The organism is Streptomyces sp. Q6 (genome assembly GCF_036967205.1).
GTDB lineage: Bacteria > Actinomycetota > Actinomycetes > Streptomycetales > Streptomycetaceae > Streptomyces > Streptomyces citrinus.
On sequence record NZ_CP146022.1, the window covers coordinates 6667761 to 6689040 of the forward strand.

At 71.8% G+C, this 21280-nt stretch carries 19 protein-coding genes; 10 read left to right on the forward strand and 9 right to left on the reverse strand.

The window, feature by feature from the left end:
- Positions 1 to 54: 54 nt before the first annotated feature.
- The gene (locus V2W30_RS30970; RefSeq protein WP_338701692.1) at positions 55 to 1323 is read left to right on the forward strand and encodes an SAV2148 family HEPN domain-containing protein; all 1269 of its coding nucleotides are present in this window, start codon (positions 55 to 57) and stop codon (positions 1321 to 1323) included.
- A 99-nt stretch (positions 1324 to 1422) separates the two neighbouring features.
- Entirely contained in the window at positions 1423 to 2148 is a 726-nt protein-coding gene (locus tag V2W30_RS30975; protein ID WP_338701694.1) for a 3'-5' exonuclease, read from the forward strand.
- Positions 2149 to 2282: 134 nt separating this feature from the next.
- Here the strand turns inward: V2W30_RS30975 and V2W30_RS30980 are convergent, their stop codons facing one another.
- Positions 2283 to 3164 (reverse strand): aminoglycoside phosphotransferase family protein, encoded by an 882-nt coding sequence (locus tag V2W30_RS30980; protein ID WP_338701696.1) that lies wholly within the window; start codon positions 3162 to 3164, stop codon positions 2283 to 2285.
- 216 nt (positions 3165 to 3380) lie between these two features.
- On the opposite strand from V2W30_RS30980, the gene mgt reads away from it, so the two are divergent.
- Together mgt and V2W30_RS30990 are read left to right on the forward strand one after the other, a co-directional pair.
- A complete protein-coding gene (gene mgt, locus V2W30_RS30985; protein WP_338701698.1) occupies positions 3381 to 4601 on the forward strand; it encodes a macrolide-inactivating glycosyltransferase in 1221 nt (406 codons plus the stop codon).
- A 240-nt stretch (positions 4602 to 4841) separates the two neighbouring features.
- Positions 4842 to 5801 (forward strand): CDP-alcohol phosphatidyltransferase family protein, encoded by a 960-nt coding sequence (locus V2W30_RS30990; protein ID WP_338701700.1) that lies wholly within the window; start codon positions 4842 to 4844, stop codon positions 5799 to 5801.
- Positions 5802 to 5853: 52 nt separating this feature from the next.
- Here the strand turns inward: V2W30_RS30990 and V2W30_RS30995 are convergent, their stop codons facing one another.
- Positions 5854 to 8121: an MMPL family transporter gene (locus V2W30_RS30995; protein WP_338701702.1), complete on the reverse strand. Its 2268-nt coding sequence runs from the start codon at positions 8119 to 8121 to the stop codon at positions 5854 to 5856.
- A 364-nt stretch (positions 8122 to 8485) separates the two neighbouring features.
- Here V2W30_RS30995 and V2W30_RS31000 point away from each other — a divergent pair, with 364 nt between their 5' ends.
- Positions 8486 to 9700 carry a S8 family peptidase gene (locus tag V2W30_RS31000; RefSeq protein ID WP_338701704.1) on the forward strand — a complete coding sequence of 405 codons (1215 nt, stop codon included), beginning with the start codon at positions 8486 to 8488 and terminating at the stop codon, positions 9698 to 9700.
- A 91-nt stretch (positions 9701 to 9791) separates the two neighbouring features.
- Positions 9792 to 10373, forward strand: a complete 582-nt coding sequence (locus V2W30_RS31005; RefSeq protein ID WP_338701706.1) for a DUF1697 domain-containing protein — start codon at positions 9792 to 9794, stop codon at positions 10371 to 10373.
- Here V2W30_RS31005 and V2W30_RS31010 read toward each other — a convergent pair.
- On the reverse strand, positions 10357 to 11223 hold the full coding sequence (locus tag V2W30_RS31010; protein ID WP_338701708.1) for an aldo/keto reductase: 867 nt from the start codon (positions 11221 to 11223) through the stop codon (positions 10357 to 10359). The two genes, V2W30_RS31005 and V2W30_RS31010, sit on opposite strands and share 17 nt — an antisense overlap.
- A 119-nt stretch (positions 11224 to 11342) precedes the next feature.
- Here V2W30_RS31010 and V2W30_RS31015 point away from each other — a divergent pair, with 119 nt between their 5' ends.
- The 3 genes from V2W30_RS31015 to V2W30_RS31025 all read left to right on the forward strand — a co-directional run bounded on the left by V2W30_RS31015 (position 11343) and on the right by V2W30_RS31025 (position 13723).
- Positions 11343 to 12353, forward strand: a complete 1011-nt coding sequence (locus V2W30_RS31015; RefSeq protein ID WP_338701710.1) for a ketopantoate reductase family protein — start codon at positions 11343 to 11345, stop codon at positions 12351 to 12353.
- Positions 12354 to 12418: 65 nt separating this feature from the next.
- Positions 12419 to 13009: a TIGR03086 family metal-binding protein gene (locus V2W30_RS31020; protein ID WP_338701712.1), complete on the forward strand. Its 591-nt coding sequence runs from the start codon at positions 12419 to 12421 to the stop codon at positions 13007 to 13009.
- Positions 13010 to 13105: 96 nt separating this feature from the next.
- Positions 13106 to 13723 (forward strand): DsbA family protein, encoded by a 618-nt coding sequence (locus tag V2W30_RS31025; protein WP_338701713.1) that lies wholly within the window; start codon positions 13106 to 13108, stop codon positions 13721 to 13723.
- Between the two features lie 30 nt (positions 13724 to 13753).
- Here the strand turns inward: V2W30_RS31025 and V2W30_RS31030 are convergent, their stop codons facing one another.
- Positions 13754 to 15019 carry an MFS transporter gene (locus V2W30_RS31030; protein WP_338701715.1) on the reverse strand — a complete coding sequence of 422 codons (1266 nt, stop codon included), beginning with the start codon at positions 15017 to 15019 and terminating at the stop codon, positions 13754 to 13756.
- Positions 15020 to 15093: 74 nt separating this feature from the next.
- Between V2W30_RS31030 and V2W30_RS31035 the strand changes: the two genes are divergently transcribed.
- Positions 15094 to 16080, forward strand: a complete 987-nt coding sequence (locus V2W30_RS31035; protein ID WP_338701717.1) for an ArsR/SmtB family transcription factor — start codon at positions 15094 to 15096, stop codon at positions 16078 to 16080.
- A gap of 4 nt (positions 16081 to 16084) precedes the next feature.
- Here the strand turns inward: V2W30_RS31035 and V2W30_RS31040 are convergent, their stop codons facing one another.
- The 5 genes from V2W30_RS31040 to V2W30_RS31060 form a co-directional block, all read right to left on the reverse strand.
- On the reverse strand, positions 16085 to 16825 hold the full coding sequence (locus V2W30_RS31040; RefSeq protein ID WP_338701719.1) for a sirohydrochlorin chelatase: 741 nt from the start codon (positions 16823 to 16825) through the stop codon (positions 16085 to 16087).
- 8 nt (positions 16826 to 16833) lie between these two features.
- Positions 16834 to 17748, reverse strand: a complete 915-nt coding sequence (locus V2W30_RS31045; RefSeq protein WP_338701721.1) for an ABC transporter permease — start codon at positions 17746 to 17748, stop codon at positions 16834 to 16836.
- A complete protein-coding gene (locus V2W30_RS31050) occupies positions 17735 to 18526 on the reverse strand; it encodes an ABC transporter ATP-binding protein (protein WP_338701723.1) in 792 nt (263 codons plus the stop codon). Before V2W30_RS31050 ends, V2W30_RS31045 begins: the two co-directional genes overlap by 14 nt.
- 35 nt (positions 18527 to 18561) lie before the next feature.
- Positions 18562 to 19692 (reverse strand): aliphatic sulfonate ABC transporter substrate-binding protein, encoded by a 1131-nt coding sequence (locus tag V2W30_RS31055; RefSeq protein WP_338701725.1) that lies wholly within the window; start codon positions 19690 to 19692, stop codon positions 18562 to 18564.
- Between the two features lie 239 nt (positions 19693 to 19931).
- On the reverse strand, positions 19932 to 21278 hold the full coding sequence (locus tag V2W30_RS31060; RefSeq protein ID WP_338701727.1) for a sulfate adenylyltransferase subunit 1: 1347 nt from the start codon (positions 21276 to 21278) through the stop codon (positions 19932 to 19934).
- Positions 21279 to 21280 lie beyond the last annotated feature (2 nt).

The following is a 21280-nucleotide window of genomic DNA, read 5'->3' on the forward strand; positions in this document are numbered from 1 at the left end:
GCTGGGGGAGTGCTCGACAAAAAGCTCGGGGGAGCGGAAGGCGGTGCGGAGCGGGTGAGCTCGGGAGGGCTGGAGCTGCCCCCTGGTGACGACGGTCACGAGGGCCAGGACAGCCAGGAGACAGCCTCCACGGACATCCCGCCCGGAGCGGTGTCGCTGGCTCGGCCCATGGACATCGGGGCGCAGATCGGCCCCGAACTGGACTGGGGCACCGACGCATGGCGTGAGGTCCGTACGCGCGCCCAACGAGCCGGCCGCGCCTATATCTGGCTGAACCTGGTCGAGCAGCGGCTGCGCGCGGTCGTCGCGGCCGTCCTGCGCCCCATCTACGAACCGGTCAACGGGGACGACTGGGTCGTCGCCGCCGCCGGACCCGCCGGGCAGGAGTGGGTGCAGCGGGCCGTCGCCGTGCGCGAGGTCAGCCGCCGCAAGGGCTACCTCCTCGACCCCGCCGACGACAACGTCCTGTCGTTCCTGACCCTCCCGCAGCTGCGGGAGCTGATGGTCCAGCACTGGCCGTGCTTCGAGCCCTACTTCGACGACCGGCGCGACGTCGAGCTCGCCCTCGACGAGCTGGAGGTCACGCGCAACGTCGTCTCCCGCAACCGCGCCCTGTCCGAGACGGTCCTCGCCCAGGCCGAGCGGGCCTCCTCCCGGCTCCTGGACATACTGCGCGCCGGTTCGGACGTCCCGTCGGCCCGCCGGCTGCCCGTCGACGCCGTCGAGGAGATGGTGGGCGACCGGTACGCGGACGTCGTGGGCGTCCACTCCGACCGGGTACGGCTGCTGCGCCAGCTCCCCGCCGAGGACCTCTTCGGCGGCGCGCGGCGCCTCGACGCGATCGGGATAGGCCTCAACCTGCTGGTCCAGAACTTCTCGGGGCGCCGCCTCATGCGCCTCGCCGAGTCGGGCTGCCGGACCCGGCTGCTGTTCCTGAACCCCGCGTCCAGCGCGGTCAAACGGCGCGAAAGGGAACTCGGGATCAAACGCGGCGAGTTGGGCCGTGCCGTCGAGATGAACATCCTGCACATGCGGCGCGTACGGGCCCGCCTCAGGGATCCCGCCGCCTTCGAGATCCAGGTCTTCGACGAGACGCCGCGCTTCACCGCGTACCTCGTGGACGGCGACGGCTCCGACGGCCTCGCGGTGGTCCAGTCGTATCTGCGCCGCACGCGCGGGATGGAAGCCCCGGTCCTGGTGCTGCGCGGCGGCGGCCGGGTGGTGCGGGCGGGCGCCTCGGCCGACACCGGGGAGAACGGACTGTTCGTGACATACCGCGACGAGTTCGAGCAGGCGTGGGCCGACGGGCGCCCGGTGTCGTAGCCGCCGGGTCCGCCGGGGGACGGGTGCCGGACCGATTGTCAGTGGCCCGTGCGAGGGTGATGGTCACTGGGGGAACGCACCACGAAGAAGGGGGCTGCCATGGGCTGGCACCGGGAGCTGTTGATCGGCTTCGACCTGGAGACGACCGGGACCGATCCGCGCGAGGCGCGCATCGTCACCGGCGCCGTCATAGAGGTCAGGGACGGCGCCGTCCTCGGCCACCGGCAATGGCTCGCCGACCCCGGGGTGCCGATCCCCGACGAGGCGGTCGCGGTCCACGGCATCAGCAACGAACGAGCGGCGGCGGACGGTGAGCCGGCCGACCGCGTGGCCGACGCCATCGCCGAGGTCCTCGTCGGGTACTGGCGCACCGGCGTCCCGGTGGTCGCGTACAACGCGACGTTCGACCTGACCCTGCTCTCCGCCGAACTGGCCAGACACGGCCTGCCCTCGCTGCGCGAGCGGCTCGGCGGCATGGACCCCGCGCCGGTCGTCGACCCTTACACGATCGACCGGAGCGTGGACCGCTACCGCCGCGGCAAGCGCAACCTGGAGGCGGTGTGCACCGAGTACGGGGTCACGCTCGCCGCCGCCCATGACGCGTCGGCGGACGCGCTGGCCGCTGCGCTGCTCGCCCGCGCGATAGGTGAGCGCCATGCGAAGGTCGCGGCGCTCGGCGTGGCCGACCTGCATCGCCGGCAGGTGGAGTGGTACGCGGAGTGGGCGGCCGACTTCCAGAGCTTCCTGCGGCGCAAGGGCGATGCGGGGGCTGTGGTGGATCCTGTGTGGCCCGTACGGATCCTGGATCTGGCGGTGGGGGGATAGCGGAGTTCCTGGACTCCGGCCGGCCGGACCGTGGGTCCTTGACGCCGGTGGAACGGTGGCTTTCGCGCCGTCGCACGGAGGGCTGCGCCCCCGGACCCCCGGCCCTCGATCGCCGGACGGGCTTGATCGGCGGCTCAGAACGGGTACCAGCGCACCTCGGGGTCGCCGTCCCGCAGTGATGCCACCCTGCGCCGGAACTCCGTCAGAGCCTTCGGGTTGCTGGGCGCGTGCTGGGCGACCCACGCGCAGGACGCCGTCTCCCGGGCCCCGCGCAGCACGCCGCACCCGTCCCACTCCCGCACGTCCCACCCGTACGCGGACACGAAGCCGTCGTAGGCCTCCGCGGGCAGCCCGTACCGGTCCCGGGACAGCGCCATGACCACCAGGTCGTGCTCGCGCAGATCCGCCGAAAACGTCTCCAGGTCGACCAGGACCGGTCCGTCGGGCCCGATGTGCACGTTGCGCGGCAGGGCGTCACCGTGGATCGGTCCGACGGGCAGCCGGGGCGTCAGCGCGGCGGCGGCCGCGGCGAAACCGTCGCGCCGCTCCCGCAGATAGTCCGCGTCGGCCGGGTCGATCGCGTCGCCCGCGAGCCGCAGCCACCGCTCGACGCCGCCCAGCAACTCCCGCCGGGGCAGCGTGAACCCGGTCGGCGCGGGCAGCGCGTGCACCCGCGTGAGGAGCTCGGCGAGATCGCGCGGCTCGGCGGGGCGCACGGCCGCCGGGATCCGGTGCCACACGGTGACCGGGTGCCCGTCGACGAGCAGCGGTTCCGCCTTCGCCGCGCGGACGGCGGGGACGTCGTGGTCCGCGAGATAGGAGGCGATGGCCAGTTCGCGGCGGGCCCGGTCGAGGAGCTCGGGCCCGGCCTGCTCGATGCTGCGGCCCACCTTGACGACGAGGTCACCGGCGGCGAACACCGCGTTCTCGCCGAGGGCGATCAGCTCCGCGGCGGCCGCGGGGCCCTCCACGACACCGGCCCGCGCCAGCACGTCCCGTGCCCGTGCCTCGTCCATCCTCTTGCCTCCCACGTCTCACCTGGTACGGGGCCCAGTCTCGCACCCGCTGTCACGCGCCCGCCCGGGTGGTGGCCCCGCGAGAACCGGCGGGCGGCGCCGGCCTGCGGGCCGCGCTCGTCGGCGAGGCCGCACCGGACCGGTGGCTGAGGATCGGCGGCGGCCTGCACGTTCCATTGGTTGCACGATACGTATCGTCTCGTCTATGGTGAGGCCATGACGAACCCGGAACACACCACGCCCGCGCACATCGCCATGTTCTCCATCGCGGCCCACGGGCACGTGAACCCGAGCCTCGAAGTGATCCGGGAGCTCGTCGCCCGTGGACACCGCGTCACCTACGCGATCCCGCACCTGTTCGAGGAGAAGATCGCCGAGACGGGTGCCGAGCCGGTCCTCTACCGCACCACGCTGCCCGGCCCCGACGACGACCCGGCGGCCTGGGGGACCACGCTCCTCGACAACGTCGAGCCGTTCCTGGACGACGCGATCCAGACACTCCCGCAGCTCATCGAGGCGTACGAAGGGGACGGCGGGGTGGGCGTGCCCGACCTCGTCATCCACGACATCACCTCGTACCCGGCGGGGGTCCTCGCCCACCGCTGGGGCGTGCCCGCGATCACGCTCTCGCCGAACCTCGTCGCCTGGGAGGGGTACGAGGAGGAGGTCGCGAAGCCGATGTGGGCCGAACCCCGGCAGACACCGCGCGGCAAGGCGTACTTCGAGAAGTTCGACGCGTGGCTCAAGGAGTACGGCGTACCGAAGACCGCCGACGAGTTCTGGGGCCGCTACGACCGCACCCTCGTCCTCATCCCCAAAGCTCTCCAGCCCCAGGCCGACCGGGTCGACGAGAAGAAGAACACCTTCGTCGGCGCCTGCCAGGGCGACCGCGCCGCGCAGGGCGACTGGGAGCGCCCCGCGGACGCCGAGCGGGTGCTGCTCGTGTCACTCGGCTCCTCCTTCACCAAGCAGCCGGACTTCTACCGGGAGTGCGTGAAGGCCTTCGGTGATCTGCCGGGCTGGCACGTCGTGCTCCAGGTCGGCAAGCACGTCACCGAGGACGACCTCGGCGCGGTCCCGGCGAACGTCGAGGTGCGGCAGTGGGTGCCGCAGCTCGCGGTCCTCAAGCAGGCCGACGCGTTCCTCACGCACGCCGGCGCCGGCGGCAGCCAGGAGGGGCTCGCCACCGCCACGCCGATGGTCGCCGTACCGCAGGCCGTCGACCAGTTCGGCAACGCGGACATGCTCCAGGGCCTCGGTGTCGCGCGCCACGTCCCGATGGCGGAGGCGGACGCCGAGACGCTGCGCGAGGCCGTCCTCGCGATGGCCGACGACCCTGAGGTGGCGCGCCGCCTCGCCGTGATCCAGCGGGACATGGCGGGTGAGGGCGGCACGAAGCGGGCCGCTGACCTGATCGAGGCCGAGCTGCCCGGATGAGGAACACGCGTCGACGGTTGCGCGCGCGCCCGTGAAGGGCGTGTGCGCATCGGGTCACGGACGGGCCGTTCCATAACGCTCAGGTAACGCCGCGTCGTCGGGGCATTCCTGAAGATCCCTACCCCCTGTACGACGGTTACCCCCTGGTGAAGGTTGTGCCCGTGCGGTCTTGAACTTCCCGAAAACTCCTTTCTAGCGTGAGGTGAACACGCGAAGGAACACGGAAAGTTGGCCGACTTCATGCCCCGAGACATACCGCCGCTGCGTGACGTGCGACGGATCACCCAGAAGAAGCGCGATGCCTGGTGGACCGTGCTGCTCGTCGATCCGATCGCCACGCCGCTCGTGCGGGTCACGGCGCGATGGACGCGCGTCACGCCGAACCAGATCACCTGGGGGGCGCTGATCCTCGGCCTCGGGGCGGCCGCGTGCTTCGCCATGGGGGACTGGCGCTGGCTGATCGCCGGCGCCGTCGTCTACCACCTGAGCTTCGTCCTGGACTGCATGGACGGCAAGGTCGCGCGACTGACCGGGCAGGGTTCCGTGTTCGGCGCCTGGCTCGACTACATCTTCGACCGCGTCCGCGTCATGGCGTGCGCCGTCGCCCTGATGGCCGGCCAGTACCACCGCACCGACGACCTGATCTACATCTGGCTCGCGGTGGTCGTCGTCTTCCTCGACGGGCTGCGGTACATCAACTCGCTGGAGATCTTCAAGACCCGGCACACGATGCGCAAGCAGATCAAGGCCGGGATGCGGGCGGCCCGCGACGCGGAGAACGAGGCGGGCGTCGCCTTCATGGAGGACCTGCTGCGCGCCAACCCGGACGCCGACGTGGAGCAGGACCTCGGCGGGGCCGCGGCCGCCGCCCAGACCGGCGGGGACCCGGCCGTGACGCCGCGCCGCCAGGTCGTCGACCTGCACCAGGAGTTCCGCAGCCGCTTCCCGGTCTATCTGCGCGCCCGCTCCTTCCTGCTGCGCCACCGCATCCGGACGCACCTGGTGAGCGGCATCGAGTTCCAGATGGCCGTCTTCATCGTCGGGCCGCTGCTCGACCAGGTCATCGGAGCGACGGTGGTCGCCGGCGCGCTGCTGCTCGTCTTCGAGCTCGCCATCGTCTACAAGCTGCTGCTGTCCACGCGCGACTTCGGCCGCACGCTCGACTCCTTCGAGAAGGACGGCCTGTCCACCGCCGCGTGATGCGGTCGGCGAACAGGCCGTCGGGGTGGTGGCGAGCCGGGGCCGCGCGTCGTCAGACGCGCGCCTCCTCGCCCTCCCTGTGCTCCTGGTGCGGCGGCGCGGTGAGAGCGTCGGACGCCTCGTCGTGGGTGAGGTCCGGCATCCGCTCCAGCCACTTCGGCAGGTACCAGTTGCGCTCGCCGAGCAGGGCCATCACGGCCGGGAGCAGGACGCCGCGGATGACGGTCGCGTCGATCAGGATGGCGGCCGCCAGGCCCACGCCCATCTGCTTGAAGGACTGCATGGACAGCGTCCCGAAGATGGCGAACACGGCGACCATGATCACGGCGGCGCTCGTCACCACACCGGCCGTCGTGACGACCCCGTGCCGGATGGCGTCCGTGTTCGTACGTCCCTGAAGACGCGCCTCCTTGATCCGCGACACCACGAACACGTGGTAGTCCATCGACAGGCCGAACAGGATCACGAAGAGGAACAGCGGCAGCCACGAGATGATCGCGCCGACGCCCTCGGCGCCGACCAGCGAGGCGCCCCAGCCGTTCTGGAAGACGGCGACGAGAATCCCGTAGGCCGCGCCCACGGACAGCAGGTTGAGCGCGATCGACGTGATCGCCACGGTCAGCGAGCGGAACGACAGGAGCATCAGCAGGAAGGCGAACACGACGACGAACACGAAGACCGGGACGACCGAGCCGACGATCTGGTCGTTGAAGTCCTTCGACCCCGCGACCTGACCGGTGATCGGCGCCTCGACCCCGTCGACCTTCCCGAGCGTGTCGGGCCGCACCTGGTCCCGCAGCAACGCCAGGCTCTTCTCCGCCTGGTCCTGGTCGGACCCGCCGATCAGCGGTACGTCGATGAACGCGACGTTCTGCCGCGCGTGCACCGTCACCTCGACCGGACCGCGTGAGGCACCCGAACTCACCGCCCGCGCACGGAAGTCGGCGATCGCCGAGCGGACGGCGGGCGCGTCGATGTCGTCCGCCTTCACGACCACCTCGGCCGGGTCGGACCCGCCGGGGAACGCCTCGTTGACCCGGTCGTACGTCGCCACGATCGGCAGCGAGTCGCCGAACTCCTGGTCCAGGGTGAGGTTCTGGGTCTTCATGCCGAGCGCGGGCGACGCGATCGCGACGAGCGCGCCCACCGCGACGACGACGGAGACGGCAGGCCGGGCGAGCACGATCGTCAGCACGCGCTGCCACAGCCGGCTGCCCTCGGGGGAGTCGCCCCTCCCGTCGCCCTTGTTCCGGCGGCGCAGGAACGGGACACGGCCCTTCTCCACGCGCTCGCCGAGCAGCGAGAGCAGCGCCGGCAGGACCGTCACCGAGCCCACCATCGCGACCGCCACCACGATCAGCGAGGCGAGGCCCATCGCCTGGAACTCCGCGAGTCCGGTGAACATCATGCCCGCCATCGCCACGCACACCGTGACACCGGAGACGATGATCGCCCGGCCGCTGGTGGCGGCCGCCACGCGCAGCGCGGTCTGCGGGTCGTGGCCCTTCATCCGCTCCTCGCGCTCGCGCCGCAGATAGAACAGGCAGTAGTCGACGCCGACCGCCAACCCCACGAGCAGCATGACCGAGTCGGCGGTCTCGCTCATCGGCTGGAGATGGCTGACGACACCCATCAGGCCCATCGTCGCCATGATCGCCGTGATCGCGAGGGCCACCGGGAGCAGCGCCGCGACGAGCGCGCCGAACGCGATCAGCAGGATGCCGAGCGCCACCGGCACCGCCGAGTACTCGGCGCGCCGGAAGTCGTCGCCGAACGCGTCGTCGAACGTCTTGTCCATGCTGGCGCCGCCGATCTCCTCGATCCGCAGCGCGTCGTGGTCGTCGGCCACACCCGCGACGGCGGCGAGGACCGGCTCGATCCGGTCGGACGCGGTCTCCGGGTCACCGCGCATGTCGAACTGGACGAGCGCGGTGCGGCCGTCCTTCGACACGGTCTGCGACGCGGACGCGTACGGCGAGCGCACATGCGTCACCGCGCCGGTGCCCTCGACGGCCTGGACGACGTCCTCGACGGCGCGCCGGAACTCCGGTGCCGTGGCGCGGAGTTCACCGTCCTTGCTCTGGACGAGCACGGTCTCGCCCACCGGTTCGTCGATGTCCGCGGCCTCGACGATGCTCGCGGCCCGGCCGGTCTCGCCGCTGAGCCCGTCGCCGTCCGAGACGTCCACGCGTCCGGCGGCCGAGCCGAGGCCCATCGCCAGCACGACGAAGAGGACCCAGATCCCCACCGCCGCCCACCGGTGCCGCACGCTCCAGCCGCCCGCCCGGGCGGCGAAGCCCTTCACCCCGTTCCTCGCCATGAGGTCACCTCCGGATTCGAAGGTAGGGGCGGGACCATCGCGGATCGTCGTGCCGGCCGGTGAGGTCGCGCGGGCCGTTCTCGACGCCCAGGAGGACCCAAGCCCCTTACATCTATGCGGGGTTGAGACGCATGGGGATGATCCGTGACGGGCTGATCTGTCCTTTTTATTATTACGAAACCTTGTTGAGTAAGTCACAGGCGCATGAAGGTCTTGATCTGGTCGCGTCAATCGGTCAGGGTTTCGTCTCAACCCCCGGAGATCTTCCGGAGATTGGCCGGGGTCGCACGAAATTGCGCGCCCCCACGCGCGTAGAACCACCCCCCCCACAATCCCCCCACGCACCACGAGGAGACCTCTCTTCATGGCAACTCACCAGCGCGCGCGCTTCGGCGCCGTCAAGCTCACCGCGGCGATAGCCACCGCTGCCACCGCGGTCGGCGTCACCGTCCTCGCGGGCCCCTTCGCCCAGGCCGCGCCCGCCGAGGGCACGGTGTACGGACAGGGCGTCGAGGGCGCCGTGTCCGGCAGCTACATCGTGCTCCTGGACGGCAGGGCGGACACCACCGCCGCCAAGAAGGACCTGGCCAAGGAGTACGGCGGCACGCTGAAGCGGAACTACGACTCGGCCGTCAACGGCTTCTCGGTCAGCGGCCTCTCGCGGACCGAGGCCAAGCGGCTCGCCGCCGCCGGCGGTGTCGACAAGGTCGTCCAGAACAAGACGTTCCACATCGACGCCACCCAGGACGACCCGCCGTCGTGGGGCCTGGACCGCATCGACCAGGCGGACACCGCGGGCGACAACGCGTACACGTACCCCGACAGCGCGGGCGAGGGTGCGACGGCGTACGTCATCGACACCGGCGTCCGCGTCAGCCACAAGGACTTCGGCGGCCGCGCCTCCTACGGCTTCGACGCCGTCGACAACGACGACAGCGCCGACGACGGCAACGGACACGGCACGCACGTCGCCGGCACCATCGCCGGTGAGGCGCACGGCGTCGCCAAGAAGGCGAAGATCGTCGCCGTCCGCGTCCTCGACAACGAGGGCTCCGGCACCACCGAGCAGGTCGTCGCGGGCATCGACTGGGTCACCGAGCACCACCAGGGCCCCTCGGTCGCCAACATGTCGCTCGGCGGCGGCGTCGACGAGGCGCTCGACGCGGCCGTCCAGAAGTCGATCGCGTCGGGCGTCACCTACGCCGTGGCGGCCGGCAACGAGTCGTCCGACGCCGCGCAGTCCAGCCCCGCCCGCGTCCCGGAGGCCATCACCGTCGCCTCCTCCACCAAGGACGACGAGCAGTCCGACTTCTCCAACTACGGCTCCGTCGTGGACCTCTACGCCCCCGGCTCGGACATCACGTCCGACTGGAACACGGGTGACGACGCCACCAACACCATCTCCGGTACGTCGATGGCGACGCCGCACGTTGTCGGCGCCGCCGCGGTCTACCTCGCCGGGCACCCGGACGCGGCTCCGGCCGACGTCGCGAAGGCGCTCACCGACGGGGCCACCCCGGACGCCATCACGAACGCGTCCGAGGGCACCGCGAACAAGCTCCTGAAGCTCACCGAGTAACCCGAGTGACCCGAGTGACGACTCGGGATCCCTGACCGGCGGCCGTCGTGCCCACCCCCACGGGGTGCGGCGGCCGCCCTATCGTGTGCGCATGACTCAGCGGACACGGCCGGATCGGCGGACGGCCCAGCGATACGCGGCGCTGCTGCGCGGCATCAACGTCGGGGGCAACAAGAAGGTGCCGATGGCTCAACTACGGCCCCTGGTCGAGCGGTTGGGGTGCGACGACGTCCGCACGTACCTCCAGAGCGGGAACGTCACCTTCGCGGCGGACGGCGGCGACGAGGAGTCGTGGGCGGCGGCCCTGACCCGCGCGATCGCCGACGAGTTCGGCTTCGCCGTGGACGTCCTCGTACGCGACCACGCCTACCTGAAGGCGATCGTGGCCGCCTGCCCGTTCCCGGCCGCCGAACTGGAGGGCAAGCAGCTCCACGTCACGTACTTCTCGGAACCGGTCACCGAGGAGCGGTTCGCCGCCGTGGACCGCGCGACGTACGCGCCGGAGGACTTCCGGATCGGCGACCGCGCCCTGTATCTCTACGCCCCCGACGGCCTCGGCCGCTCCAGGCTGGCCGAACAGCTGTCGCGGCCCGGCCTGACCAAGGGGCTGATCGCGACCAGCCGCAACTGGAACACGGTCGTCAAACTGGTGGAGCTCACGAGCGGGACGTGAGCGCGTCGAGCCGCGACATGTCCTGCGCGGTGAGCCGCACGGCCGCCGCGGCCACGTTCTCCTCCAGGTGCGCGAGCGAGCCCGTGCCCGGCGTCGGGCACAGCACGGGGGAGTGGTGGAGCAGCCAGGCGAGCGCGATCTGCGACGGGGTCGCGCCGTGCGCCGCCGCGATCTCGGTGAGCGCCTGATGATCCGTCAGCGCGCCGTTGCCCAGCGGGAACCAGGGCAGGAACGCGATGCCGCGCTCCTCGCAGAGACCGAGCAGCGGCTCCGACGCGCGGTCGAGGACGTTGTAGCGGTTCTGCACGGACGCGATCGGCACGAGGTCCAGATCGAGCGCGGCCCGCAGCTGCTCGGCCGTCACCGAGTCGAGGCCCACGTGCCTGACCTTGCCCGCGTCCACCAACTCCCGCAGCGTGCCCAGCTGTTCGGCCATCGGGACCTCCGGGTCGAACCGGTGCAGCTGGTACAGGTCGACCCGCTCGCGCCGCAGCCGGCGCAGACTCGCGTCGCACATCGCCCGCAACTGCTCCGGCCGCCCCGCGACGTGCCAGGCCTGCGCCGACGTCCGGACGACACCGCCCTTCGTCGCCACCACCAGGCCCTCGGCGTACGGGTGCAGGGCCGCGGCGACCCGCTCCTCCGCGATGTCCGGGCCGTAGTTGTCGGCGGTGTCGACGAGCGTCACCCCCAGCTCGACGGCCCGTCGCAGCACGGCGACCGCGTCCGCGTCGGACCCGCGCGGCCCCCAGGCGCCGGGCCCCGTCAGATGGACGGTGCCGTAGCCGAGACGACGTACGGGAAGGTCGGAGCCGATGAGGAAGGTGAGGTCAGAGGCATCGTGCGTCATGGAGCGACGCTAACCGACGCCCTGGGAAGCACCTCGCGGGGGCCGGTCGGCGCCCGGTTTTGCCGGATCGCAACAGCCGCGTCGATGGCCGCTGCACCTTTCCGTGAAAGGGTCGGCGCATGCGTTACGTCATCATCGGAGCAGGAGCGGTCGGCGGAGCCATCGGCGGCCGGCTCGCGCAGTCGGGGCAGGACGTCGTGCTCGTCGCGCGCGGCGCGCAGTACGAGGCGCTGCGCGAGCACGGGCTGGTGCTGCGGACACCGGACGGGGAGCACACCCACCGGCCACCCGTCGTCGACGGCCCCGAGGCGCTCGGGGAGCTGCGCGCCGACGACGTCCTCGTGCTCTGCGTGAAGACCCAGGACAGCGCCGCCGCGCTCGCCGCCTGGGGTCCGCGGCCCGTCGCGGGCGGTGGCACGGCGGCCGGTCGGCTGCCCCTGGTCTGCGCGCAGAACGGCGTGGAGAGCGAGCGGCTGGCCCTGCGCACGTTCCAGCGGGTGTACGCGATGTGCGTCTGGCTGCCCGCCGAGTTCGTCGAGCCCGGCGTCGTCCGCGCCGACGGCACCCCGCTCACCGGCATCCTGCACCTGGGCCGCTACCCGTCGGGCAGCGACGACACCGCCCACGCCGTCGCCGCCGACCTGGCGAAGTCCCACTTCGAGGCGCCCGTCGCCGACGACGTGATGCGCTGGAAGTACGCCAAGCTCCTGGCCAACCTCGCCAACGCCATCGAGGCGCTGTCCGGCGTCCTGACCAGCGAGGAGGGGATCGCCCTCTTCCGGCGGGCCCGCGCCGAGGGCGAAGCCGTCCTCGGCGCCGCCGGGATCGCGTACACGAGCCGGGACGAGGAGAAGAGCACCCGCGCCGACAAGATCCGGTTCGAGCCGTTCGACGGGTCACCGCGCGGTGGCGGCTCGTCGTGGCAGTCCCTGCGGCGTGGCGCGGGCAGCATCGAGGCGGACTACCTCAACGGCGAGATCGCCCTGCTCGGCCGGCTGCACGGCGTGCCCACACCGGTCAACGACGTACTCCAGGAGCTGGCGGACGACGCCGCGCGGCGCGGGCGTCCGGCGGGCGCGCTCTCCGTGGCGGAGCTGGTGGCGGTGGTGGACGCGCGCGTCGGGGGGTGAGCGTCCACCGAGGCTGTCGCGTTTGTTCAAGAAGGGTGGGGGGCCGTCCCCGTACCGTCCCAGGCATGGAACCGAGCATGCAGAACGTACAGCCCCACCTGGTCGAATGCGCCGCCGAAGCCGCCCGCGTCGCCGCCGGCGTCAAGCCCGACCGGCTCGACGCGCCGTCCCGCTGCGGAGACTGGGACGTGCGCACCCTCGTCAACCACTGGGTCCTCTACGGTGCCCACGGCCTCGAACACCGCGCCCTGCGCGAGCAACTGCCCGACGAGCTCACCGGGCGCGACTTCACCGCCGACGAGGAGTGGGCCACCGCGTTCGCGCGGCAGCTGGACCGGGCCGTCGCCGCGTGGGCCGACCCGAAGGTCTGGGAGGGCGAGGTGGACCTCGGGTACGCGGCGCAGCCCGCCCCGGAGGTCGCCACGCTCCTCCTGCTGGAACTTGCCCTGCACGGCTGGGACGTGGCCGCCTCCACCGGACAGGAGTTCCGCGTCTCGGACGGCACCGCCCGGCTGCTCCTCGACGTCGTCCGCGCCAACGCCGAGCTGTACCGCCAGTACGAGGGCTTCGCCGCACCCGGTGACCTCCCCGCCGGGGCGGACGAGTTCGCGCAGGCGCTGGCGCTCAGCGGACGCACCCCGGGGCAGCAGCCGTAAGCGGCCCACGACGCACCCGGGTGGTCGTGAATGGCCCAGGGGAGTAGGGCGGAAATGGACCAGAGGCCAGGGCCAGTCGGTGACTAGGTTCGAGGCATGACCACGACCTCGCGCACCCGCGTCGACTTCTTCTTCGACCCCGCCTGCCCCTTCGCCTGGATCACCTCCCGCTGGATCCTGGAGGTCGAGCGCGAGCGCCCGCTCGACCTCCGGTTCCGGCCGATGAGCCTGTACCTGCACAACACCGGCAACGAACTCCCCGACTGGTACCGCGCGTTGGTCGACAAGTCGATCGGCCCGGTGCGCGTCGCCGTGGCCGCCGCCGAGCAGCACGGCGACGCGGTGCTGCGCGACCTCTACACGGCGTTCGGCACCCGCATCCACCAGGACAAGAACGAGGACTTCGACGCCGTGATCGCCGAGGCGCTCGCCGAGCTCGGCCTGCCCGCCGCACTCGCCTCCGCCGCACACGACCCGGCGTACGACGACGCGGTCCGCCGCAGCCACGACGCCGGGAAGGAGCCCGACTCGGACGGCTACGTCGGCACACCCACGATCCACGTCGACGGCACGGTCTGGTTCGGGCCCGTCCTGCGCGCGATCCCGCGCGGCGCCAGAGCAGCCGAACTCTTCGACAGTTTCCGGGTCCTCGCCTCGGAGCCCGACTTCTTCGAACTCAAGCGGACCCGCACCGGGGGCCTCGACTTCGACTGACCCGACTGCCCCAGCGGCCGCCCCGGCCGGTCACTCGCCGCGCCACTCCCCGTCGCGGCGCGCCCACCGCACGGCGGGCCCGACCCCCAGACCGGCCGCCACGAACAGCACCCCCAGCACGACCCAGCCGGCCGTTCCGTGCTCGATCGCGGTGACCGTCACCAGGGCGGGCGCCGCCATCGTCGCCGCGGCCTGACCGGAGTTGAACACGCCCTGGTAGACGCCCTGCGCGCGGGCGTCGGCCAGGCCGTAGCCGACCGTCCAGCCGCCCGCCGCCTGGAGCACCTCGGCCAGCACCTGCACCACCGCCGCGACCACCAGGATGCCCAGCGCCCCCAGCGGCGAGAGCCCCGCCGAGCACGCGAAGAACGCGCAGGACAGCGCGAGCAGCAGACCCGAGCGGCGCATCGCGCGCACCGCGCCCGGCAGATCCTCCACACCGCGCGTCGCCCGCACCTGGAGCAGCGCCACCAGAACACAGTTGAGGACCATCAGGAGCGCCGCGGACCAGCGCGGCGCGTCCGTGTTCCCCACGATCCACAGCGGGATCCCCACCTCCATCAGGCTGTACTGCAGGGCCAGTACGGCGTTCAGGCAGGTCACCGTCAGGAACGGCAGATCGCGCACCGCCCGCCACCGGCTCTCCTCCGGGACGTCGGCCTGAGCCCGGCGCCCCGCGCCGCCCGGCAGCCGGTGCACCAGCACCGCCGACCCCACGAACGCCGCCGCGTCGACCAGGATCAGCACCGTGTACCCGGCGCGGCTGTCCAGTTGGAGAGCGAGCGCGCCGAACGCGCCGCCCACGCCCATGCCCACATTGGTGACCATCCGCAGATGCGCCCGGCCCTCCACCCGCTGCCCGGCCGGAAGGACGTCCGCGTACAGCGCGTTGCGCACGCCCATGCTCCCCTGGCACAGGGCCGCGTAGCAGATCGCCGTCACCAGGAACGAGGCGTACGAGCCGATCAGCGTGTACGCCGCCAGGGCCACGCCGCACCCGATCCACAGCCCGGTCAGGACCGGGCGCCGGCCCCACCGGTCCGAGGCGCGCCCCGCGGGCACCCCCGCCACTAGCCCGAACAGCCCGGCCACCGTCAGACCGACCCCCACCGACGTGGCGCCGAGACCGACGAACCGGGTGAAGTACAGGACGCTCACCGGGAAGAACAGGCCCCGCCCGAACGCGTTGAGCAGCGTGAGCAGCGACAGCCGCAGCAGCACCGGTTCGGCGGGCAGCATCCCGCCGAACCGGGTCGCGGCAGCCGCCTTCGGCGGCTTGAGCAGCGAAGTGGTCATGCACACAGAGAACCGGGGTTCCCGGCCCACCGGCATTCCTTTAGCGTGGCACTGAACAGTCGAGGAGCGGTCGGATGGGTGTGATCGAGTTCCGGTTCGCCGTCGGCGACCTGGCCCGGATGTCGTTCGCCTACTCGCCCCTCCAGGAAGTGGTGTACTCGCTGCGCGCCTGGCGCGACCCCGCGCGCTACCCGCACCAGCGGCCGTGGCTGCGCCGCCTCGGCCCCGCCTTCCGCCGCCAGGACACCGAGCTGCTGACCGCGCTCGTCGCCCCGCGCCTGTGGGTCCCCGACTTCCTCACCCCGCGCCCCGACCGCACCCGGCCCACCCTGGCCGCCCAGTTGGAGACGCTGCGCCGCACCCCGCCGCAGGTCCTGGCCCCCGAGATCACCGCCGCGTACGGTCCCGACCCGCTGCCCCCGGTCCTGCGCACGGGCCTCACCGACCCGGAACGCCTCCTCGACCGGATCGTCGGCGCGCTCGACACGTACGGGCACGCGTGCCTCGCCCCGGACTGGTGGCCCCGGGTCCACGCCGTCCTCGAAGCCGACCTCGCGCACCGCGGCAAGGTTCTCGCGGAGGAGGGCGCGGGCGGCCTGTTCGCGAGCCTCGACCCGCGCCTCACCTGGAACGGCGACGTGCTCACCCTGGTCAAGAAGGTCGACCGGCACCCGTGGCCCGAGGCCGACATCCGCATCGGCGGCCGCGGCCTCGTCCTGGTCCCGACGCTCTTCGCCCAGGGCGCCCACACCATGATCGACCCCGCACTCCCGCCGCTGCTCAGCTATCCGGCCCGCGGCCGCGCCACGATCTCCGAGACGCCGCCCCCCGCCTCCGACGCGTCCCTGATCCGTCTCCTCGGCGCCGCCCGCGCCCGCATCCTGCGGCTGCTCGCGGAACCCGCCTCGACGACGGAGCTCGCCCACCGCCTCGGCGTCACCCCGGGCGCGGTCAGCCAGCACCTGTCGATCCTCTACGACGCGGGACTGCTGACCCGCACCCGCAGCGGGCGGAGCGTGCGGTACGTACGCAGTGAGCTGGGGGAGCGGCTGGCGGCCTGAGCCGTCAGGCGCCGAGCGCCGTCAACTCCCGTACGGCGGCGGCCTCGTAGCGTGCGACCAGGACCCGCGCCACCTCCGGCGCGGGACCGAGCACGTCGGCGAGGACGTCCGCCCCGGCCGCGCCCGCCGCGATCCGGTCGGGCAGCCGGCCCGGGGCCAGGACGTACGGGGCGACGGCCACCCGCTGGCAGCCGAGCGCGCGGAGTTCCCGCACGGCGTCGTCCGTACGGGGAAGGGACGCGGAGGCGAACGCAGGCCGCACGGCGCACCAACCGGTGTGCCGCCACTCCCGCGCGATTTCAGCGATCACTGCGATCGCCTCCGGGTCGGAGGAGCCCGCCGAGGCCAGGACGACCCCGGTCGTGGGCTTGTCGGCGGGGGTCAACCCCGCCTCGTACAGGCGTCGTTCGAGGGCCGTGACCAGCAGCGGGTCCGGACCGAGCACGTCCGCCTGGTGGATCCTGAGCGTGCGCGGCGCCTGCCGGAGCACCGCGGGGATGTCCGCCTTCGCGTGGAAGGCGCGCGTGAGCAGCAGCGGGAGCGCCACGACGTCACGGACGCCCTCCGCCGCCAGGGACTCCAGCACCCCCGACACCGACGGGAGCGTGAAGTCCAGGAACGCCGTCTCCACCCGTACCCCCGGCCGCTGCGCCCGCACCTCGCGCACGAGGGCGTGCACCGTCGCGGCGTGCCGCGGGTCGCGGCTGCCGTGGGCGATGACCAGGAGGACGGGGGAGGGGGACATGGAACCGCTCAGTTCTTGACGAGGAGACCGCGGCCGCGCAGCACGCGGCGCTCCAACGGGCTGAAGATCAGCAGGTCGATCACGATACCGACGATCAGGATCAGCAGGATCGCCAGGAAGACCATCGGCATGGAGGACGCGTTGCGGCCGTTCTCCAGGAGCTGGCCGAGGCCCACGCCCAGGTCCGGCGACGAGGCGATGATCTCCGCCGCCATCAGCGAACGCCAGGAGAACGCCCAGCCCTGCTTCAGGCCCGCCAGATATCCGGGCAGCGCCGCCGGCAGCACGATGTGCCACAGGCCGCGTGCGCCCGTCGCGCCGAGGGTGCGGCCCGCCCGCAGGAACAGCGGCGGCACCTGGTCGACGCCGGAGACCAGGCCGTTCGCGATCGAGGGGACCGCGCCCAGCAGGATCACCGCGTACATCATCGAGTTGTTCAGGCCGAGCCACAGGACCGCCGGGGGGACCCAGGCGACCGACGGCAGGGACTGGAGGCCCGAGAGGATCGGGCCGATCGCCGCGCGCACGAACTTCACGCGCGCCACGAGCAGACCCAGCGGCGTGCCGATCGCCAGGGCGAACAGGAAGCCGAGCAGACCGCGCGAGACGCTCGTCCAGATGTAGCCGAGCAGTTCGCCCTTCACCCAGGCCGTCTGCACCTCGTCCCAGACCGCGGACGGCGGCGGCAGCTTCGTCGGGTCGTCGACGACGCCGAAGGAGACCAGGCCCTGCCAGACCAGGAGCACCACGGCGATCGCCGTCAGCGGCGGGAAGATCTTCTCGCGGAACGTCTTGCTGAACGGGGTGCGCCCCGAGTGCACGCTCTCCAGGGCGTCCAGGCCCGCTTCCAGACCCGCGAGGTCGTCCGGCTTGTCCGCCGGCTTGTCCACCGTGGCGGTGGCCGTCGGTTCAGTCCTTGCCATGGCGGCGGATCTCCCCACGCAGTTGTTCGGTGATCTCGACGGAGAGCTCGGCGACCTCCGGGTCCTCGATGCGACGGGGCTGCGCGATGTCCACCGTCCACTCGTGGGCGATCCGGCCGGGCCGCGACGACAGCAGCACGACGCGCTGCGCGAGCCGCACCGCCTCGCGGACGTTGTGCGTGACGAACAGGACGGAGACGTTCGTCTCCCGCCAGATGCGGGTGAGCTCGTCGTGCAGCACGTCCCGGGTGATCGCGTCGAGCGCCGCGAACGGCTCGTCCATCAGGAGCAGCCCGGCGTCCTGCGCGAGCGCGCGGGCCAGTGCCACGCGCTGCCGCATACCGCCGGACAGCTCGTGGACGCGCTTGCCGTACGCGTCCGACAGCCGCACCAGGTCGAGCAGCTCCTGGGTGCGGCCGCGTCGCTCACTCTTCTGAACTCCCCTGAGTTTCAGGGCGAGTTCGATGTTCTTGCCCGCGGTCAGCCACGGGAACAGCGCGTGCTCCTGGAACATCAGGGCCGGGCGGCCCTGTGTCGCGATGGAGCCGGCCGACGGGGCGTCGAGCCCCGCGACCAGGTTGAGCAGTGTCGACTTGCCGCAGCCGGAGGCCCCCAGGAGGGTGACGAACTCACCCGGAGCGACATCGAGGCTGATGTCGTCCAGGACGAGCTGGGATCCGGCGGGCGTGACGAAGGACTTCGACACGTGCTCGATGCGGGCCGCGTTGCCGTCGGTCGCGACGGCGGCGTCCGCGGCCTTGGCGAGGGTCGTCGCCATGGTCGTCACCTCCTGGGAATCGTGAATCCGGACGGTTACTTGACGCCGAGGCCCGCGTCGGCGACCTCGGTGCCGCCTTCGGCCTTCAGCACCTTGTTGAGCGGCTTCAGGTCGTAGATCCCGTTCAGGTCGGGCTTCTCCAGGAGGCCCGCCTTGACCGCGTGCGCCGCCTCGGTGTCGAGGGTCGAGGCCAGCGGGTCATCGGTGAACTCGATCGACTTCCACGCCGGGTCGAGCACGTTCGCGGGCAGCGCCTTGCCCGAGTCCTTCTCCAGCTGCTTGTTGGCGGCGGCCTTCGCCTCGTCCGGGTTCGCGTTGATCCACTTGTTCGTCTTCACCGAACCGCGCAGCACGGCCTCGACGACGTCCGGGTGGGCCTTCAGGAACTTCTGCGACACGATGATGTTCGTGATCACGAACTTCTTGTCGGGCCACAGGTCGGACTCGTCGAGGAGGACCTTGCCGCCCTCGGCGACCAGCTTGGACGCGGTCGGCTCCGGCACCCACGCGCCGTCGATGGAACCGGACTTGTAGGCGTCAGGGGTGATCTTGTTGTCCGTGCGGACCACGGACACGTCGCCCTTGCCGGAGTTCGCGTCGACCTTCCAGCCCTGCTCGGCCGCCCAGTTCAGGAACGCGACGTCCTGCGTGTTGCCGAGCTGCGGGGTGGCGATCTTCTTGCCCTTGACGTCGTCCAGGGACTTGATCTTCTTGGGGTTCACGACGAGCTTCACGCCGCCCGAGGCCGAACCGCCGATGATGCGCAGCGACTTGCCCTGCGACTTGGTGTAGCCGTTGATCGACGGGGAGGGGCCGATCCAGCCGATGTCGATGGACCCGGCGTTCAGCGCCTCGATCTCCGAGGGCCCGGCGTTGAAGACCTGGTAGGAGGCCTTCGTGCCCTTGAGCTCCTTCTGGAAGAAGCCCTTCTGGTTGCCGACGAGGGCGGTGCCGTGGGTCAGGTTCCCGAAGTAACCGATCTTCACGGTGTCGGCGGAGAGCGCCTTGCCCTTGGCGGCGACGTTCTCCTTGCTGCTGTCATCGGCGTCGGAGCCGTAGCCGCAGGCCGTCGCGGTGAGCGCGAGGAGCGGCAGCGCGGCGACGGCGAGCAGGCCGCGGCGCGCGAGAGGCGATCGGTGTGCGGACGTCGATCGGTTGGCAGGCACGGGAGGTGTTCCTCTCGTAGGCCCGGCGGAGCACGCGCGTCTAGGGCGTGGCCGGGCGGTCGGCAAATAGGGGTCTTCGTCGAACGCGGTACGGGGCGTGGGGGGTGAGGGCGCGCAGGCAGTGCGCGTACGTCTTCACACACATCGCGCGACCCCGCCCTGCCCGCTGCCCAGGGCGCCGCTGCCGACGCGGCCGCCCTCTTTCGCGAACGTCCCGTAGTAGTCGATGAGGATCATGCTCAGAAGTCCCAACCCTCGTCGTCGACCAGCGACTTGGGGTCCTCGGCGCTCGCGAAGGACTCGCCCGCCATGCCCGCGGCGAGCGTCGTCCCGTCGGCCGGGTCGATCAGCAGGAAGGAGCCGGTGCGCCGGGAGTCCGCGTAGGAGTCGAGGGCGAGCGGCTCGGCCGTGCGGACCTTGACGAGACCGATGTCGTTGGCGACGAGCTGCCCGGGGTCCGGGTGCTGGGAGAGGTCGTCGAGCGTGAGCCGCGACGGGATCTCCTTGACGATCGCCTTGACCGTCCGGGTCGTGTGCTTGAGCAGCACGCGCTGGCCGACGGTGAGCGGGGTGTCGGCGACGTGGCACACGGTCGCCTCGACGTCCTGCGAGGTCGCGGGCGCGTCCCCGCTCGGCACGATGAGGTCGCCGCGCGAGATGTCGATGTCGTCCTCCAGGAGGAGGGTGATCGACTGCGGCGTCCACGCCACGTCGACCGCCTGCCCCAGCAGGTCGATCCCGGCGATCTTCGACGTACGGCCGGACGGCAGTACGGTCACGGACTCGCCCACGCGGAACGTGCCGGCGGCGATCTGCCCCGCGTACCCCCGGTAGTCCGGGTGCTCCGCGGTCTGCGGCCGGATCACGTACTGCACGGGCAGCCGCGCGTGGCAGCTCGTGAGGTCGTGGCTGACCGGCACCGTCTCCAGGTGCTCCAGGACCGTCGGGCCGCCGTACCAGTCCATGTTGGCGGACGGCTCCACGACGTTGTCACCGGCGAGCGCGGAGATCGGGATCGCGGTGATCTCCGGGACGCCCAAGTGACCGGCGTACGCGGTGAATTCCTCGGCGATCGCGGCGAACACGGACTCCTTGTACTCGACCAGGTCCATCTTGTTCACGGCGAGCACGACGTGCGGCACGCGCAGCAGGGCGGCGACGGCCGCGTGCCGGCGGGTCTGCTCGATGACGCCGTTGCGCGCGTCGACGAGGACCACGGCGAGGTCGGCGGTCGAGGCGCCGGTGACCATGTTCCGGGTGTACTGCACGTGCCCGGGGGTGTCCGCGAGGATGAAGCGGCGGCGCGGGGTCGCGAAGTAGCGGTAGGCCACGTCGATGGTGATGCCCTGCTCGCGCTCGGCGCGCAGGCCGTCGGTGAGCAGCGCGAGGTCGGGCTCGGCGGAGCCGCGCGAACGCGACGCGTGCTCGACGGCCTCCAGCTGGTCGGTGAGGACCGACTTGGAGTCGTGCAGCAGACGGCCCACGAGGGTCGACTTGCCGTCGTCGACCGACCCGGCGGTGGCGAACCGCAGGAGGGTCGTGGCGGACAGGCCGGCCAGCTCTTCGGCCGCGGTGGTCGTGCTCATGT